The sequence below is a fragment of the Streptomyces yatensis genome (assembly GCF_018069625.1).
Lineage (GTDB): Bacteria > Actinomycetota > Actinomycetes > Streptomycetales > Streptomycetaceae > Streptomyces > Streptomyces yatensis.
In genome coordinates, this window is sequence record NZ_CP072941.1 from 7,282,400 (window position 1) to 7,299,037 (window position 16,638).

The following is a 16,638-nucleotide window of genomic DNA, read 5'->3' on the forward strand; positions in this document are numbered from 1 at the left end:
CCGGGGTTCAGGGGCGACGTTCCGCATGCGGTGGAGCCGCATGTCGGTGCGCCCTGAGGGGGCGGGGTTGAGTCGATGTGCGGCTCCGCCGTGTGGCAGGGGCTTCGCTCCAGACCTCGGGGTCTGGGGCGAAGCCCCGGTTTCGGGAAGGGGCGGGGAGGGGAAAGACGCGCCGCAGGCGCCACGATCCGTCGGACGGCCCCTAGCCGCGCCGCAACCGCCCCGCGATCGCGTGCCCGATGAAGAGGTACACCACGGCCGGCAGGCCGTAGTTGAGGACGGTCCGCAGCCAGTCCGTGTCCATGGTGAACAGGTCATGGGACCAGCTCGCGAGCCAGCTCGCCGCGTCATGGACCACCGTGACGAGGTCGTTGGCGCGGTTCGCGTCGAGAAGGGCGAACAGAATCCAGAGGCCGAGGATGACGGCCATGACGTCCGCGACGACCGCCACGACGGTCGCCGCCTGGTTGCTTCCGTGGCGATAACTTCGTGACATGCCTCACGTGTTGCCCGCCTCCGCGGAGCCAAACTAAAGTGCGGCCGCACACCCGTACGAGAGGCGCTCAGCCCGCCAGCTCCGCCAGCACCCGCAAGGTCTGCGGATCCGGCGCCAGCGCCAGCAGATCCGTGATCGGGCCCTTGCGCCACAACTCCAGCCGCTCCGCGATCCGCTCACGCGGCCCGACCAGCGAGATCTCATCGGCGAAGGCGTCCGGCACCGCCTCGATCGCCTCCGCCCGCCGGCCCGCCAGGAACAGCTCCTGCACCCGGCGCGCCTCGGCCTCGTAGCCGAAACGGGCCATCAGGTCGGCGTGGAAATTGCGGGCCGCGTGACCCATCCCGCCGATGTAGAAGCCGAGCATCGCCTTCACCGGCTTCAGCCCCTCCGCCACATCGGTGCACACCCGCACCTGGGTCATCGGCGCCACCATGAAGCCGTCCCGCGCGTCGGCCAGGGTCTCCTGGTAGAGCTCCGTCCGCGACGGCGACCAGTACAGCGGCAGCCAGCCGTCGGCGATGCGCACGGTCTGGGCGATGTTCTTGGGCCCCTCGGCCCCGAGCAGCACCGGCAGATCGGCGCGGAGCGGATGGACGATGGGCTTCAGCGGCTTGCCGAGACCCGTGGCGTCCGGACCGGCGTACGGATGCGGGTGGTAGCGCCCGTCGAGCCGCACCGGCGCCGCACGGCCCAGCACCTGCCGGATGACCTCGACATACTCACGGGTCGCCGTCAGCGGGCTCTTGGGGAACGGGCGTCCGTACCAGCCCTCGACCACCTGCGGTCCGGACAGCCCCAGCCCCAGCATCATCCGGCCGCCGGAGAGATGGTCCAGGGTGAGGGCCTGCATCGCGGTGGCGGTGGGGGTGCGGGCGGCCATCTGGGCGACCGCCGTGCCCAGCGCGATCCGGGTGGTGTGCGCGGCGAGCCAGGTGAGCGGGGTGAAGGCGTCCGAGCCCCAGGACTCGGCGGTCCACACCGAGTGGTAGCCCAGCCGCTCCGCCTCCTGGGCGAGTTCCAGATGGCGGGGGTCGGGGCCGCGGCCCCAGTAGCCGAGCGCCAGACCGAGCCGCATGGAAGCCCCCTCGTTCCGCCGGACAGGGTGGAGAGGCGACTGACAGCAGGTCAGCCGTCAGCCGCACCGGCCGGACTGTACGGGCCGGGGGCGCACATGGCAACGGCCCCTCGCCCGAGCGTTACGGGCGAGGGGCCGTCGGCGGTCATGCGCGACGCGCGGTCATGCGCGACGCGCGCGGGGGCGCGTCATGCGTGACGCGCGCGGAGGCGCGTCAGGGAACGCGCGGCGCGGCTCGGCTCAGCCGCGCTGGATCCCCGTGGTGTCCTGCAGCACGCCGCGACGGCCGTCCTGCGTCTGGGCGACCAGCGCCTGACCGCGCTGCTCCACCGCGAGGTACCAGGTGCCGGGCGCCAGTTCGGCGATGGTGCTCGACGAACCGTCCTCGGCGTACAGCGGGCGGGCCACCGGCACCGCGAACCAGAACGGGGCGAAGTCCCCGCCGCCCGAGGGCCCCGGAGCCGGGGCCGGGGCGGGCTGGCCGCCGAAGGACTGGCCGGGCTGCGGCTGCCCCGGCTGCGGCTGACCGGGCTGGGCGCCGTACGGCGCGGGGGCGCCGGGCTGGGCACCACCCGGGTAGCCGTACCCCGGCTGCGGGCCCTGGGCGCCGTACGGGGACGGGGCCGGGCCGGAGGCGTTCACCAGCGGGGCCTTCAGGGCCGGGACGCGCTGGGTGAGCAGCGCGACCGCCGCCATCGCCAGCGTGGCGATCAGGCCGAGGATCTGTCCGACGCCCTTGTCGACCCCCTCCGGGCCACCGATGATCGTCCACAGCGAGCTCCAGGCCGCGAAGACCGCGAGCGCCGTGCCCCACTGGTCGAGCGAGAGCCCGAAGAGGTTGCGGGGCGCGGGCTGGAAACGCGCGGCGACGATGAGCGCCGCGGCGATCACACCGGCCAGGAAGATCGACGGCAGTACGGGGAAGAAGTCGGACTTCCATCCGTTCACACCGGCGTCCTGGCAGAAGCTGCTGCCGCCGCAGTCGTTGGTGTAGAAGTCGAGGAAGGAGGCGATGAACAGCAGCACCGCTGCTCCGATCACCACGCCGTCGCCTCGAGTGAGCGAGCGGATGTTCAACGTGAGGTCCTTTGTCGGTTTCGTCTTAACGTAGCGCTGCCGCCAGGCGCGTGGCGCGAAGGCGTCGGGGGTGGGCCCCATCGTACGGGTGAATCTGCCTGCGGAGACCGGGGGTGGCCCATCGGTATCCCGCTCGTGACCTCCCGTTCGGTTGTGGGAGCGCTACTCGTTCAAGAAGTCCGTAATGCCCTGTGCGACACCGTCCGCCGCGCGCTCGCGCCAGGCCTTGTCGGTCAGTTCGGCGGCGTCCTGGGAGTCGCGCATATTGCCGCACTCGATGAACACCTTGGGGACGGTGGAGAGGTTGAGCCCGCCCAGATCGCCCCGCACGTCCAGCCCGCTGCCGTCGGCGATGTACTGCGCGGGCTCGCTGCCGGTGGCCTGGGCGAACCGGCTGAGCAGCCGCTCGCCGAGCCGGCGGGAGGGGGCGGTGATGGCGGAGGTGTCCGCGCCGCCGCCGCGGACGGACTTGGGCAGGATCACATGGAAGCCGCGCTCCCCGGCGGCAGCGCCGTCCGCGTGCACGGAGACCACGGCGTCGGCGTGGGCCTTGTTCCCGATCTCCGCGCGCTCGTCCACACACGGCCCGTACGGCCGGTCGCCGTCCTGGGTGAACCGCACCATGGCGCCGCGCGCTTCGAGCAGGGTGCGGGCGCGGCGCGCCACATCGAGGGTGAAGGACGCCTCGGCGTAGCCGGAGTTGGTGGCCGTGCCGGTGGTGTCGCACTCCTTCTCGTCGGTGCCGATGTCCACGAGCCGGGCGATCTGTGAGGGGTGGTCGCGGTTGTTCGGATTGTGGCCGGGGTCGAGGACGACGACCTTGCCCGCGAGGGGCTTTCCGGACTGCTTTCCGGGCTGCTGCTTTCCGGACGCGTCTCCGGACGGCGTCGGCGGCGAGGGCGCGACGGGCGCACCGGACGACGGGGGCGAGGGGGAGGACGTCGAGGAGGTCGTGGGCGCGCCCGCCCCCTCCGTGCCGTCGTCCTTCGCGTCTCCTACCGAACTCCACAGCAGCCAGCCGGCGAAGCAGGCAGGTATCAGCGCCGCCAGAACGATGGCGAGGGTGCCGCCGCGGCGACCGGGCTCAGGAGGAAAGCTGCCGTTGGACACGCGGGCGATGGTAGTCGTGCCGCCGCCGCGCCGTTGCCCGGTCCCGCGCTACGGCCGCCTTACGCGGCTCAGGCGGCCGGGGCGGTCGCGGTGCGGCGCAGTACGCGCAGCGAGCGGGTCGCGGAAACCTCGGCGAACGCGCCGGAGCCGAGCGCGCGACGGTAGATCCGGTACGGCGCCTGCCCGCCGTCGGCCGGGTCCGGGAAGACGTCGTGGATCACCAGCAGCCCGTCCGGTGCCACGTGCGGCGCCCAGCCCTCGTAGTCGGCGTTCGCATGCTCATCGGTGTGCCCGCCGTCGATGAACACCAGCCCCACCGGCCGCCCCCACACCGCCGCGACCCGCGGCGACCGCCCGACCACGGCGATGACATGGTCCTCCAGGCCCGCCCGGTGGAGCGTGCGGCGGAAGGTGGGCAGCGTGTCCATCCGCCCCACCTCCGGGTCGACCACCTCCGGGTCGTGGTACTCCCACCCCGGCTGCTGCTCCTCCGAGCCCCGGTGGTGGTCCACGGTCACGACGACCGTCCCCGCCGCGCGGGCGGCGTCGGCCAGCAGAATGGTGGAGCGCCCGCAGTACGTACCGACCTCGAGCAGCGGCAGCCCCGGCGCCGCGACCTCAACGGCCGCGGCATACAGCGCCAGCCCCTCGTCCAGCGGCATGAACCCCTTCGCCCCCTCGAAGGCGTCGAGCACGGTGCGATCGGGAACCGCGGACGCGGCGGCAGCAGCAGACTGAGTCACCGGCCCATCCTCCCGTACGACCTCCCAGGCAGGCCGGGGAGGGGTCGGTGCCGGTCGCGCGGCTGCCCGTTACACCGCGACGAGACGGACCTTCTCCCCGCAGAGCTTCGTCATGTCATCGAGGTCCGAGGTGAGCATGACGACGGGGCGACGCTGGCGCAGTGCCATCTCGGCAACCGCGGCATCGATGGCGTACTTGTGTCCGTGCAGCCCGGCGGCGATCAGCAGTGCGGAGGCGCGTTTCGCGTCCTCGTCGCCGACGGGCACGATCCGTGTGCCCGACAGAACCCAGGCCAGCCGCGGCCTGTCGGTCCGGCGGTGTGCGGCTTCGATGATGGTCAGCGCGCTGATCACCACTTCCATGCCGCGCTTGCGGGCTTCCGCGACCAGGGCGACCGCGGGCTCGTGATCGTTCACAAGCTTCGAGAGGCCCTCACAGTCGAGGACGAGGGTGCCCTCGTGGCTCAGCTTGCGGCGGGCCACTGGCCCTCCTCGGCGAACACCTCGTCGAAGACCCGTCGCGCCCGCTCCTGCTCGTCCTCGGAGACCGGCCCTTTGCGGCGCTCGTAGTCGGCCAGGTACTCATCGAGGATCTGACCGCGCAGTTCCCGCTCCACGGCCTCGGTGATGAACGCGGAGAACTCCCGCTTGCCGACCCGGCGGCGAATCGCCTCGGCCGTGCCCTCCGGGAGGGAGAGGCTCACCCTGGTGGCCGGTCCCTCTCCGACGCTGTACGGCATCTCGTCCATGGGGCGAGATTATCAAAGGAGTAGGAATCGTGTCCGCGGTCACAGCCAGCCGTTCTGGCGGGCGGCGCGGACGGCTTCCATGCGGTTGCGGGTCTGGGTCTTGCCGATGGCCGAGGAGAGGTAGTTGCGCACGGTGGCGGGGGATAGGTGGACCTTGGCCGCGATGTCCGCGACCGTCGCGCCGTCCACCGCCGCCGAGAGCACATCGCGTTCGCGCTGGGTCAGCGGGTTGGGGCCGGCGCTGAGGGCGGCGGCGGCCAGGCCTGGGTCGATGACGCGCTCACCGGCCAGGACCCGGCGGATCGCCACCGCCAGTTCCTCGACCGGGCCGTCCTTGACCAGGAAGCCGGCCGCGCCCGCCTCCATCGCGCGGCGCAGATAGCCGGGGCGGCCGAAGGTGGTGAGGATCAGCACCTGGCACTCCGGGAGCGCCTCGCGCAGCGCGGCGGCGGCATCCAGACCGTTGCGGCCGGGGAGTTCGATGTCGAGCAGCGCCACATCGGGCCGGGTCTCCAGGGCCCGGGGCACGATCTCGTCGCCGTTCCCGAGCTGCGCGACGATCTCGAAGTCCTCCTCCAGCCCGAGCAGGAGGGCGAGCGCGCCCCGCATCATCCCCTGGTCCTCGGCCAGCAGAAGCCTGATCACGCCCTGCGTGCCCTTCGCGTCGTTCACGCCCTGCGTGCCCTGCGTGCCCTGCGTGCCCTGTGTGTCGCTCGCACCGTCCGCGTCGTTCACGACGTCCGGGCCTCCTTGACCTCGGCCTCCATCGGATCCTCCTCCGTATCCACCGGCAGTTCGGCCACGAGCCGGAAGCCGCGGCGCCCGCAGGGGCCGGACTCCAGCGAGCCGCCCGCCGCGGACAGCCGTTCGGCCAGGCCCTTGAGGCCCGTACCGCCGATGGCGCCCGCTGCCGCTTCGCCGTTCGCCGTGCTCCCCGTACCGGTGGCACGGGAGCCTACGCCGCCCCCGTCGTCCGTGATCTCCAGCCGTACCCGGTCCATGCCGCCGCGGACCTCGATCTCGCACCGGGCCGCCCCGCTGTGCCGCACCACATTGGTGACGCCCTCGCGGACCACCCACCCCAGCAGCGCCTCGGTCTGCGGGGCCAGCGGAGGCCCGGAGCGGCGGACGGCGGCCTCGATACCGGCGGCGCCCAGCGCCGAGCGGGCCCGGTCCAGCTCGGTGGCCAGGCTGCCCTCGCGGTAGCCGGTGACGGCCTCGCGGATCTCGGTGAGCGCCTGCCGCCCGACCGCCTCGATGTCCGCGGCCTGTCCCAGCGCCGCCTCCAGGTTCTTGGGGGCGAGCCGGCGCACCGCCTCCGCCTTGACCACGACGACCGACATGGTGTGGCCCAGCAGATCGTGCAGATCGCGGGAGAACCGCAGCCGCTCCTTCTCCACCGCCGTACGGGCCAGCTCCTGACGGGTGGCGCGGAGCTGGGCCACGGTCTCGAAGAGCGACAGGATGGCCGCCGTCACCAGGCCGGACAGGATCGTCCCGTACGTGACCGTGAGCGAGTCCGAGGCGCCGCCGCGGAGCCCGGCGATGATCCCGGCGGAGCCGGACAGGGCGAGGATGACCGGTCCCAGCGGCCGCTTTCCCCCGCGCAGCACGATCCCGGAGGCCAGTGACAGCAGCGGGAAGCACAGCAGCCAGTCCCCGGCGTAGCCGATGCCCAGCGCGTAGGTGACGGCCGCCAGCCCGGCGAGCGCCAGCAGCGGGGCCCTGGTGCGGCGGCGGCGCTCGTCCAGGCTGGTGTAGATGGCGGTCACGTAGAGCGCGACGAAGGCCGCCGCCCCGGCGCCGCCGAGCCAGGGCAGGGGGGTCTTCCCCTTGAAGAGCGCCTGCACATCACCCGAGAGCATGAAGAGCCAGGGCAGAAAGGCGCGGCGGCCCGGCGGCTTGAGGCGCTCGATGTGCGCGGCGGTGGCATACATGCGTCCGACCTTACGGAAGCGCCCATGAGCTGGGCAGATGCGGATGTCGGGGGATGGCCGTGACATTTGTCCCGGGGCCTTCGCCATCCCGGACAGCGGTTGTCCGAAGGTCGTCCGATGGCGGTTCGCATGTCCACCTGATGGAGCGTCAGCACTCTTCCCCCTGTGGAGCGATTGGGCTATACAGGGTGCCATCGGCTAGAACGCGTTCTAGATATCCATGCGAGCGACGCGACCCGGCCGACCAGCGACGACCCCGGCACGGCCGACGGTGCGGACGGGCGGGCCGGGGTCTTCGGACCGTGGCCGAGCGAGCGGACCAAGGAGTGCTGTCGCCCTATGCCCATCGATGCCGCCAAGGCCATCTCGGCCGAACCCCGCAGCACCGCTCTCACCTGGGGGCACAAGGACATCCAGCTCTACCACCTGGGCATCGGCGCCGGAATCCCCGCCACCGACCCCGAAGAGCTCCGCTACACCCTGGAGAGCAGGCTCCATGTGCTCCCCAGCTTCGCGACCGTCGCGGGCGGCGGTATGGCCGTCGCCGGGGGCATGAGCGCCCCCGGGATCGACGTCGACCTCGCCGCCGTACTGCACGGCGGCCAGACCGTCGAACTGCACCGCCCGATCCCGGTCAGCGGGGAGGCCACCCAGACCTCGAAGGTCGCCGCGGTCTACGACAAGGGCAAGGCCGCCGTCATCGTGCTGCGCTCCGACGTCGCCGACGCGGACGGCCCGCTGTGGACCTGCGACACCCGGATCTTCGCCCGGGGCGAGGGCGGCTTCGGCGGCGAGCGCGGCCCCTCCGACCGTGTGGAGCCGCCCGCCCGGGAGCCGGACCACACCGTGGAGCGGGCCATCCGCGAGGACCAGGCGCTGCTCTACCGGCTCTCCGGGGACTGGAACCCGCTCCACGCCGATCCCGCGTTCGCCGAGGTCGCGGGGTTCGAGCGGCCCATCCTGCACGGGCTGTGCTCGTACGGGATGGTGCTCAAGGCGGTCGTGGACACGGTGCTGGACGGGGACGTCGCCCGGGTGCGCTCGTACACCACCCGCTTCGCCGGGGTGGTCTACCCGGGCGAGACCCTGCGCGTGCGGATGTGGCGGGACGAGGGGCGCGTCCATGTGACGGCGACCGCCGTCGAGCGGGACGACGCGCCGGTCCTCACCGACACCGTCGTCGACCACGTTTGATCCGGCTCGAGCGGGCTCGGGCGGGCTCGGGCCAGCGTGTTCCCAGTGTGATCCCCAAGGAGGCGTCGTGCGCGCGGCCGTACTGCATGAGACGGGACAGGACAAGCTCGAAGTCCTCGACGACATCGAGGCGGTGGGTTTCGGCCCCGGGAAGGTCCGGCTGCGGCTGAGGGCCACCGGGCTGTGCCACTCCGACCTCTCCGCGATGGCCGGGGTGCTGCCGCAGCCCGCGCCGTTCATCCCCGGCCACGAGGGCGCGGGCGAGGTCCTCGATGTGGGCGACGGGGTGACCGGGCTGAGCGCCGGGGACCGGGTGCTGGTGTGCTGGCTGCCCGCCTGCGGCGACTGTCCGGCCTGTCAGCGCGGTCAGACCGAGCTGTGCCTGACCGGGTTCATGAACGCGGGAACCCCCAACTTCCGGCGCTCCGGCGGCAGTTCGCAGGATCTCTTCGGCATGTCCGGGACCGGCACCTTCGCCGAGGAGATCGTCCTCCCCGCGGCTTGCGCCGTGCCGATCCCCGACGACGTCCCGTACGACATCGCGGCCCTCATCGGCTGCGGAGTGACCACCGGGCTCGGGGCGGTCTTCAACACCGCCCGGGTGGAGGCCGGTTCGTCGGTCGCGGTCATCGGCTGCGGCGGGGTGGGCATCAGCGCCATCCAGGGGGCCAGGGCGTCGGGCGCCGCGCAGATCGTCGCCGTCGACCCGGTGGAGTCGCGGCGCGAGGCCGCGCTGCGCTTCGGGGCCACCGAGGCGGTGGCGCCGGACGGCCTCGACACCGCCAAGAACAGCGTCACGGCGGGCGAGGGCTTCGACTACGTCTTCGAGGTCGTGGGCCGCTCCGCCACCGCCCGCCGGGCCTACGAGATCACGCGGCGCGGCGGCACGCTGTGCGTGGTCGGGGCCGGGGCGCTGGACGACTTCCTGCAGTTCAACATGTTCGAGCTGTTCTTCGACGAGAAGCGGATCCTGCCCTCGCTCTACGGCGGCGGCGATGTGCTCCGCTCCTACCGGCGCACCATCGACCTGTGGCGGGCGGGCCGGATCGACCTCGAAGGGCTGATCACCCACCGGGTGCGGCTCGGCGAGATCAACGAGGCGATCGGCCAGATGCGGAGCGGGGAGGCACTGCGCACATGCATCGAGATCTGACGGGCCCCCTGGCGGGGAGTCCACTGACCGGGAACGCGCCGGCCGGGAGCCCGCTGGCCGGGAGCCCATTGAATGGGAGCCCGCTGGCCGGGAAGACCGCGATCGTCACCGGCGCCGGGCGCGGCCTCGGCCGCGCCGAGGCCCTGGAACTGGCCCGGCTGGGCGCGAACGTCGTCGTCAACGACTACGGACAGGGCGGACGCGACGGCTCGGGCGAGGCATCGGCCGGCCCCGCCGAGCAGGTGGCCGAGGAGATCCGCGCGGCCGGCGGCCGGGCCACCGCCCATGCGGGCGATGTGGGCGACTTCGCGCAGGCGGGCGAGCTGGTCCAGCTCGCGGTCGACACCTACGGCGCACTGGACATCCTGGTCAACAACGCGGGCATCCTGCGCGACCGGATGGTCTTCTCGATGAGTGAGAACGAGTGGGACTCGGTGATCCGGGTCCATCTCAAGGGCCACTTCAACACCATCCGCTTCGCCGCCGCGCACTGGCGCGAGCGGTCCAAGGCGGCGGAGGGCGGCCCGGTCCACGGCCGGATCATCAACACCTCCTCGGAGGCGTTCCTCGCCGGTTCGCCGGGCCAGCCGAACTACGCGGCGGCGAAGGGCGGCATCGTCGGGCTGACCACCTCCACGGCGGTGGCGCTCGCCAAGTACGGGGTGACGGCCAACGTCATCTGCCCGCGCGCCCGCACCCGGATGACCGAGGACGTCTTCGCGGACTTCGAGCTCCCGGAGGACGGCCGGCTCGACGCCCTCGCCCCCGAACACGCGGCCCCGCTGGTCGGCTATCTCGCCTCACCGGCCGCGGCGAAGGTCAGCGGCCAGGTGTTCGTGGTGCACGGCGGCATGGTGGCGATCCTGGAGCGGCCGAAGGTGGCGACCAAGCTGGACGCCAAGGGGGACGCCTTCGGCTTCGAGGAACTGGACGCGGTGCTGACGCCGTACTTCGCGGAGCGGGGCGGGGAGAGCTTCGCGGCGGTGGAGGTGCTGGGCCTCAAGCGGGGGTGACGGGGGGGGGCGGGGCCGGGGTGGGGGCCCGGGGCCCGGGGGTCAGGCCGGGGCTCGGGCCGGGATCCTGGGGCCGGAACCGGGGGGCGCCCCACGATCGCCGGACGGGCTGGACTTCCGCGGGAAATCCAGCCCGTCCCGCGATCGGAGACGCGCCCCGGGGGCCTGGCTGCCTGGCTGCCCTGTGTGAGGACGAACCTGAGGTTCTCGCGACGGTCCTGGAACTCCCAGATCCTGGGACTCTCAGATCCTGGAACACCCAGATCCTGGAACACCCAGATCCTGAGAATCTCAGGCGGCGTTCTCGTTCGGACGTCGGTGGCGGCCGTTGGCCGGAGCCTGGGACTCCTCGGACGCTGCCTGCCCCCGGTGCTTGCCCTGAGAGCCATCGGCCTGGGCCGCGGCGGCGCCCCGCGGGCGCGCCTGGGTCGTGTCGATGTGGGTTTCGGACATGGTGGGTACGTCACCCCGTCAGATCGCTTTGTACTGTGCGAAGGGGGCTGACCACGATGGCGCACGCCCTTCCATGCGCATCGCCCGGGGCGCCCCGCGCGTGACGGAACGCGGGGACGCGCAGCCCCCGATCGAGTCTAACCACGGCGGTGATCCCGGACCCAGCGGGGTGGCCGGGGCTGCGGGGGCCGGGCGAGCGGTGCCTGCTGCAGCGGTACGGGCCGCAGGGCGGGGCTGGTACCGGCGCTGGGATCGGGGTCCGGCTCGGGCCCCATCTCCTGCTCGACCCCGGCCCATGAACCGGTTCCGCCCCACGGCTCGACACCCGATCCGCCCTCGGGCTCCGGCATCCGCACCGGCATCGGCGACCGCTCCCGCGCCGGAACCGGCACCGGCATCGGGACCGGCACTGGCATCGGCTCGGGTGTCCGGGACGGTGTCAGTCCGGCCGTCCGCGAGGGTCTCAGCTCAGGCGTCAGTCCGGCCGTTCGCGACGGTCTCAGCTCCGGTGCCGGTCCAGGCGGCCGCAGCGGCGTCAGCCCAGGCACTCGCGCGGGGTCCGCGCTGCCGGGGCCGCCGACCCGGGTCCACGGTGTGATCCGGGTCGCGATCTCGGCCGCGGGGGCGGTCGCCCGCGGCGTCTGCACGTCCCGCGCCCCGGGCGTTGCCGGATGCGGAGGCCCTGCGGCCACCCGGCCGGAGGACTCGGCGTGCCGCGCGGAGGGCTCGGCCACCCGGCTGGAGGGCTCGGACAACACCCGCGTCACCCGCGCGATCCGCCGCGCCCCCGTCGCTTCGTCCGGCCGCCACGATCCGGTCGCGTTGTCCCTTGGCCACGATCCCGTGGTGCCGTCCGACTGCCACGCCCCTGTCACGTCGTCCGATCGCCACGCTCCGGTTGACTCGTCCTGGTGCCACGACCCCGTCGACTCGTCGCGTCGCCACGACCCGGTCGACTCGTCGCGTCGCCACGACCCGGTCGCGCTGTCCGGTGGCCACGGAGACTCAGGGGTCCCGGACAGCTCCGGCGCCTCGGAGGGTTCCCCCGTACGCGGGGCGCTCAAGGCCCCGGCCGGGGCGCCGATCCCGGTGCCCACCCCGCCCGGGGTGCCGATCACGGCACCCGCCTCACCCGAGACGCCGATCGCGGCACCTGCCGCGCCGCCCGCCCCACCCGAGGCCCCGCCCCCCGCGCCCCCCGCGCCCGCCCCGCCCGACGTGCCGATCCCGGCACCTGCCGCGCCTGCGCCGCCGCCCGCCCCACCCGAGGCCCCGCCCCCGGCGCCCGCCGCGCCCGCCCCACCACCGGCACCCACCGCGCCCACTCCACCCGAGCCACCGATCCCGGCACCCACCGCGCCCACCCCACCCGAAACCCCGCCCGAGACCCCACCCGAAACCCCGCCCGACGCCCCACCCGAAACCCCGCCCGACCCCTCCGGAACGCCCGCCACCCGCGCCGCCCCCGCGCCACCCGTCGCCGCCGCCGGTACCCAGAACCCCCCCGACGGCCTCGGCGCCGCCACCCCCGGAACCCCCGACGGCCGCACCCGGGCCAGTCCGCAGGGCACTTGCGGGGTCGCGTACGGCAGCCGCAGTTCGCCGTCCCGGGTCCACAGGCCCGCGCCCGGAAGCCAGCCCTCCGGGGCCGGGAACTCGCGGAGCCGCCGCTCGGCCGGGCGCCATACGCCCACCCACGGCCGTCCGGCCGCGCCCCGTCCGTCGACGCGGAAGGCCACCGCGCACGCCTCCGGCGTCAGCACCTGACCCGGCTGCACCGCGAACGGCGTGGCCTCCGACCAGCCCGCGGGCCGCAGACAGTCCGGGAACCGCACCGGCCGGGTGCTGCCCAGCACCCCCCACCCCAGCCGCTCCTCCCCGGGCGCGTCGGACCGCAGGAGGAGCAGACCGCTGTCGGGGTCGGCGAGCAGCAGCCGGTCGTCGCTGCGCTCGGTGATCTGCAGCAGTGGGCTGGTCTCACCGCCGCGCCGCAGATCGACCACCACGGTCTTCGTCCGGCCGTCGAGTTCGCGGTCGAGCGCCAGCAGCCGGCCCGTACGGTCCAGCCAACTGCCGCCCGAACAGCGGCCGGGCACCTCGGCCAGATGCTGGGGGGCGAGGACGCCGCCCCCGGCCACCAGCCAGATGGAGGTGGACCGCGGCCCGCGCCCCAGTGCGAACGCGCACAGCCCGCCGGGTGCGGGCGGCAGCAGCGAGACCTCGGCGCGGTCGATGCCGCCGAGCGGGCGCTCGCCGGTGCCGGGGCCGGCCGGGTAGAGCAGCGAGAAGGCGTGGTGCCCGGCCACCCGGCGGTGGATGAGCACCTGCCCGTCGGCCAGGGGCAGCAGTTCGCTGTCCGGCTCCTCGGGCTGGGCGGCGGGCAGTGGCACGGCGTAGGGCTCCGGGCCGTCCAGCGTCCAGCGCTCGGGGTACCAGCAGCACGCCTCGTCGCTGAGCGCGAGCCGCGCGCCGTACGAGCGGTCCGAGGCGATGGTGAAACCCCCTCGTGGCCGGTCGCCGACGCCCCCGGTGAGGGCGGTGTCGAAGGCACAGGCAGTCATCGGTCAGTCACCTCCGGCCACAGAACGTAGTTTTCGTACTCCCTGCCGAAGGCCGTAATGGGTGTGCTCCACCCGTAAGTGTGGCTCTTGCCCGATTCGCCTGAGAGGTCGGGGGTGAATGTGCTGTAAGCGACGGGAGGATGGTTTGTGATTAAAGTAAGGCACACCTAAGTGCGTCTGGCGCGCTCGTGAGAACGGCGCGCCCCTGCAATTCCAGGAGCTCCGTCATGTCCCTGCGCGTCCGCGGCACCGCCGCCCTCGCCCTCGCCCTGGCCGGGGCGCTGTCCCTCGCCGCCTGTGGATCGTCGGACAACGGGGACGGCGCCAAGCGCAACGGCGGGGGCGGCAAGTCCGTCGCCCAGGGCGGCAAGGACTTCGGCTCGGCGGCCGAGCAGACCGCGAAGATGGGCACGGACGCGAAGCCCGGCGCGTTCCCGCGCACCATCACCCACGCGATGGGCAAGACCGAGCTCAAGAGCAAGCCGAAGCGGGTCGTGGTGCTCGACGTCGGCGAGCTGGACAACGTCGTCTCGCTGGGGCTCAAGCCGGTCGGCTACGCCCCCTCCGAGGGTGACCAGGCGATACCCGACTACCTCAAGAAGGACGCCGGGAACCCGAAGAACGTCGGCACCATCAACAACCTCAACCTCGAGGCCATCAACGCCCTCCACCCGGATCTGATCCTCGGCAGCAAGCTGCGCGCCGAGCCGCTCTACGACGAGCTGAAGCAGATCGCCCCGACCGTCTTCGCCATCCGCCCCGGCTTCACCTGGAAGGAGAACTACCTCCTCAACGCCGCGGCCCTGGACCGGACCGCCGACGCCGAGCGCGCACTCGGCGCGTACGAGCGGAAGGCGAAGAAGCTCGGCGAGGACATCGGCCCCGACAAGCCGACCGTCACCATGCTCCGCTTCATGCCGCAGGCCACCCGGCTCTACGCCAAGGCGTCCTTCATCGGCACCATCCTCGAGGACGTCGGACTGCCGCGCCCGAAGAACCAGCAGATCAACGACCTCGCCGCCGAGATCGGCCCGGAGCGGATCGACGAGGCCGACGCCGACTGGATCTTCACCGGCGTCTACGGCGACCCCAAGGCCACCAAGCGCGACCAGGCGCAGTCCAACCCGCTGTGGAAGAAGCTCAAGGCGGTCAAGGACGGCCGGGCCAAGAACGTCGACGAGGAGACCTGGTACCTGGGCCTCGGCGTCACCGCCGCCGACCGGGTCCTCGACGACCTCCGCGGCTACCTCGTCCATTGATACGCGCACGGCTCCACCGGGACCGTCGTCGCGCTGCGTGAAGGCCAGGGCAGGGCTCAGCCCTGATCCGGGAGGTAGCCTTGCCCCGTGCCCGCACTCAACGACGTCATCGCCGCACTCGACGCCCTCTGGCCGCCCGAGCGGGCGGAGCAGTGGGACGCCGTCGGCACGGTGTGCGGTGACCCCGAGGCCGAGGTCACCCGCGTGCTGTTCGCCGTCGACCCGGTCCAGGAGGTGGCCGACGAGGCGGTGGCCCTCGGCGCCGATCTGCTGATCACTCACCATCCGCTCTATCTGCGGGGGACGACCACGGTCGCCGCCTCCAGCTTCAAGGGCCGGGTGGTGCACACGCTGATCAAGAACGACATCGCGCTCCACGTGGCGCACACCAACGCCGACACCGCCGACCCCGGGGTCTCCGACGCCCTCGCCGGCGCGCTCGACCTGCGGATCGTCGGCCCGCTGGTGCCCGACGCCACGGACCCCGAGGGCCGCCGCGGTCTGGGCCGGGTCTGCGAGCTCGACCACCCCGAAACGCTGCGGGAGTTCACCGAGCGCGCCGCCGCCCGGCTGCCCGCCACCGCGCAGGGCATCCGCGCCGCGGGCGACCCGGACCGTACGCTCCGCCGGGTCGCCGTCAGCGGCGGCTCCGGCGACAGCCTCTTCGACGCGGTGCGCGCGGCCGGGGTCGACGCGTTCCTCACCGCCGATCTGCGCCACCACCCCTCCTCGGAGGCACGCGAGCACAGCGATCTCGCCCTGGTGGACGCCGCGCACTGGGCCACCGAATGGCCCTGGACCGAACAGGCCGCGGCCCAGCTGGACGAGATCTCCGACCGGCACGGCTGGGGCCTGCGTACGCATGTCTCCCGTATCGTCACCGATCCCTGGACGGCCCACGCCACGGCCCCCGCCGTCCGCGCGGCCGCCCCGTCCTTCTCCGCTTGACCCCGCACGACCCCGCACCGCTTGAACACCCGCTCGCAGTGTCCGCCCGTTGACCCCCTCGACCCCGTGACTTCCCTGACCTCGTTTTCCGTCCCACTCGACTCCCCTGGAGCCCCACGCTGAATGCCGCGCCCGCCGATCAGATCCGCCTCCTCGACGTCCAGGCGCTCGACGTCCGGCTGTCGCAACTCGCGCACAAGCGCAGGACGCTGCCCGAGCACGCCGAGATCGAGACGCTGAACGCCGATCACACCCAGCTGCGCGACCTGCTCATCGCCGCGCAGACCGAGGAGAGCGACACCGCCCGCGAGCAGACCAAGGCGGAGCAGGACGTGGACCAGGTGCGCCAGCGCGCCGCCCGCGACCAGAAGCGCCTGGACTCCGGTGCCGTCACCTCGCCGAAGGATCTGGAGAACCTCCAGCACGAGATCGCCTCCCTCGCCAAGCGCCAGGGCGATCTGGAGGACGTCGTCCTGGAGGTCATGGAGCGCCGGGAGTCCGTCCAGGAGCGGATCGCCGAGCTGACCGAGCGGGTGGAGTCCCTCCAGTCCAAGATCGGCGACGCCCAGACGCGCCGGGACGCGGCGGCCGAGGGGATCGACGCCGAGATCGCCACCGCCACCAAGGAGCGCGAGGTGATCGCCGGGACCATCCCCGCCGATCTGCTGAAGCTCTACGACAAGCTGCGCGAGCAGCAGGGCGGTGTCGGCGCGGCCCGGCTCTACCAGCGCAGCTGTGACGGCTGCCGCCAGGAGCTCGCCATCACCGAGCTCAACGAGGTGCGCTCGGCGGCCCCCGACACGGTGCTGCGGTGCGAGAACTGCCGCCGGATCCTGGTCCGTACGCCCGAGTCGGGGCTGTAGGGCG

The 16,638-nt window shown here is 73.1% G+C and carries 16 protein-coding genes and 1 pseudogene; 6 read left to right on the forward strand and 11 right to left on the reverse strand.

Annotated features, from left to right (window positions below):
• Window positions 1-202: 202 nt before the first annotated feature.
• The 9 genes from J8403_RS30290 to J8403_RS30330 all read right to left on the reverse strand — a co-directional run bounded on the left by J8403_RS30290 (window position 203) and on the right by J8403_RS30330 (window position 7,190).
• On the reverse strand, window positions 203-496 hold the full coding sequence (locus J8403_RS30290; protein WP_043237004.1) for a hypothetical protein: 294 nt from the start codon (window positions 494-496) through the stop codon (window positions 203-205).
• A 67-nt stretch (window positions 497-563) separates the two neighbouring features.
• On the reverse strand, window positions 564-1,574 hold the full coding sequence (locus J8403_RS30295) for an LLM class F420-dependent oxidoreductase (protein ID WP_211125946.1): 1,011 nt from the start codon (window positions 1,572-1,574) through the stop codon (window positions 564-566).
• Between the two features lie 240 nt (window positions 1,575-1,814).
• Window positions 1,815-2,615 carry a DUF5336 domain-containing protein gene (locus J8403_RS30300; RefSeq protein WP_246586394.1) on the reverse strand — a complete coding sequence of 267 codons (801 nt, stop codon included), beginning with the start codon at window positions 2,613-2,615 and terminating at the stop codon, window positions 1,815-1,817.
• A gap of 198 nt (window positions 2,616-2,813) precedes the next feature.
• Window positions 2,814-3,761 carry an N-acetylmuramoyl-L-alanine amidase gene (locus tag J8403_RS30305; RefSeq protein ID WP_211125948.1) on the reverse strand — a complete coding sequence of 316 codons (948 nt, stop codon included), beginning with the start codon at window positions 3,759-3,761 and terminating at the stop codon, window positions 2,814-2,816.
• A gap of 68 nt (window positions 3,762-3,829) precedes the next feature.
• A complete protein-coding gene (locus tag J8403_RS30310) occupies window positions 3,830-4,423 on the reverse strand; it encodes a class I SAM-dependent methyltransferase (RefSeq protein ID WP_246586395.1) in 594 nt (197 codons plus the stop codon).
• Window positions 4,424-4,573: 150 nt separating this feature from the next.
• Window positions 4,574-4,987, reverse strand: a complete 414-nt coding sequence (locus J8403_RS30315; RefSeq protein ID WP_211125950.1) for a DNA-binding protein — start codon at window positions 4,985-4,987, stop codon at window positions 4,574-4,576.
• Window positions 4,969-5,253: a hypothetical protein gene (locus J8403_RS30320; protein WP_093461347.1), complete on the reverse strand. Its 285-nt coding sequence runs from the start codon at window positions 5,251-5,253 to the stop codon at window positions 4,969-4,971. Before J8403_RS30320 ends, J8403_RS30315 begins: the two co-directional genes overlap by 19 nt.
• 39 nt (window positions 5,254-5,292) lie before the next feature.
• Window positions 5,293-5,898, reverse strand: coding sequence for a response regulator transcription factor (locus tag J8403_RS30325; protein WP_211128505.1), 606 nt, complete (start codon window positions 5,896-5,898; stop codon window positions 5,293-5,295).
• Window positions 5,899-5,984: 86 nt separating this feature from the next.
• Complete coding sequence (locus J8403_RS30330; RefSeq protein ID WP_211125951.1) at window positions 5,985-7,190, reverse strand: sensor histidine kinase; 1,206 nt, start codon at window positions 7,188-7,190, stop codon at window positions 5,985-5,987.
• A gap of 339 nt (window positions 7,191-7,529) precedes the next feature.
• Here J8403_RS30330 and J8403_RS30335 point away from each other — a divergent pair, with 339 nt between their 5' ends.
• From J8403_RS30335 to J8403_RS30345, 3 genes are all read left to right on the forward strand, one after another.
• Window positions 7,530-8,384: a MaoC/PaaZ C-terminal domain-containing protein gene (locus tag J8403_RS30335; protein ID WP_211125952.1), complete on the forward strand. Its 855-nt coding sequence runs from the start codon at window positions 7,530-7,532 to the stop codon at window positions 8,382-8,384.
• Window positions 8,385-8,451: 67 nt separating this feature from the next.
• Window positions 8,452-9,537 carry a Zn-dependent alcohol dehydrogenase gene (locus tag J8403_RS30340; RefSeq protein WP_211125953.1) on the forward strand — a complete coding sequence of 362 codons (1,086 nt, stop codon included), beginning with the start codon at window positions 8,452-8,454 and terminating at the stop codon, window positions 9,535-9,537.
• The gene (locus J8403_RS30345) at window positions 9,522-10,550 is read left to right on the forward strand and encodes a 3-oxoacyl-ACP reductase (RefSeq protein ID WP_246586060.1); all 1,029 of its coding nucleotides are present in this window, start codon (window positions 9,522-9,524) and stop codon (window positions 10,548-10,550) included. The genes J8403_RS30340 and J8403_RS30345 overlap by 16 nt, the downstream gene beginning before the upstream one ends.
• 291 nt (window positions 10,551-10,841) lie before the next feature.
• Here the strand turns inward: J8403_RS30345 and J8403_RS30350 are convergent, their stop codons facing one another.
• Window positions 10,842-11,003, reverse strand: coding sequence for a hypothetical protein (locus tag J8403_RS30350; RefSeq protein WP_211125955.1), 162 nt, complete (start codon window positions 11,001-11,003; stop codon window positions 10,842-10,844).
• Window positions 11,004-12,412: 1,409 nt separating this feature from the next.
• A pseudogene (locus J8403_RS44635) lies at window positions 12,413-13,564 on the reverse strand (hypothetical protein); the annotation flags it as partial.
• A gap of 227 nt (window positions 13,565-13,791) precedes the next feature.
• Here J8403_RS44635 and J8403_RS30365 point away from each other — a divergent pair.
• The 3 genes from J8403_RS30365 (at window position 13,792) to J8403_RS30375 (ending at window position 16,634) form a co-directional block, all read left to right on the forward strand.
• Window positions 13,792-14,823 (forward strand): ABC transporter substrate-binding protein, encoded by a 1,032-nt coding sequence (locus J8403_RS30365; RefSeq protein ID WP_211125956.1) that lies wholly within the window; start codon window positions 13,792-13,794, stop codon window positions 14,821-14,823.
• Between the two features lie 87 nt (window positions 14,824-14,910).
• On the forward strand, window positions 14,911-15,771 hold the full coding sequence (locus tag J8403_RS30370) for a Nif3-like dinuclear metal center hexameric protein (protein WP_211125957.1): 861 nt from the start codon (window positions 14,911-14,913) through the stop codon (window positions 15,769-15,771).
• A gap of 119 nt (window positions 15,772-15,890) precedes the next feature.
• Window positions 15,891-16,634 (forward strand): zinc ribbon domain-containing protein, encoded by a 744-nt coding sequence (locus J8403_RS30375; protein ID WP_211128506.1) that lies wholly within the window; start codon window positions 15,891-15,893, stop codon window positions 16,632-16,634.
• Window positions 16,635-16,638 lie beyond the last annotated feature (4 nt).

Coding starts and splice junctions, on each gene's coding strand:
- J8403_RS30290 (WP_043237004.1), bottom strand. CDS start 496: ATGTCACGAAGTTATCGCCACGGAAGCAACCAGGCGGCGACCGTCGTG.
- J8403_RS30295 (WP_211125946.1), bottom strand. CDS start 1,574: ATGCGGCTCGGTCTGGCGCTCGGCTACTGGGGCCGCGGCCCCGACCCC.
- J8403_RS30310 (WP_246586395.1), bottom strand. CDS start 4,423: ATGCCGCTGGACGAGGGGCTGGCGCTGTATGCCGCGGCCGTTGAGGTC.
- J8403_RS30320 (WP_093461347.1), bottom strand. CDS start 5,253: ATGGACGAGATGCCGTACAGCGTCGGAGAGGGACCGGCCACCAGGGTG.
- J8403_RS30330 (WP_211125951.1), bottom strand. CDS start 7,190: ATGTATGCCACCGCCGCGCACATCGAGCGCCTCAAGCCGCCGGGCCGC.
- J8403_RS30335 (WP_211125952.1), top strand. CDS start 7,530: ATGCCCATCGATGCCGCCAAGGCCATCTCGGCCGAACCCCGCAGCACC.
- J8403_RS30345 (WP_246586060.1), top strand. CDS start 9,522: ATGCATCGAGATCTGACGGGCCCCCTGGCGGGGAGTCCACTGACCGGG.
- J8403_RS30350 (WP_211125955.1), bottom strand. CDS start 11,003: ATGTCCGAAACCCACATCGACACGACCCAGGCGCGCCCGCGGGGCGCC.
- J8403_RS30365 (WP_211125956.1), top strand. CDS start 13,792: ATGTCCCTGCGCGTCCGCGGCACCGCCGCCCTCGCCCTCGCCCTGGCC.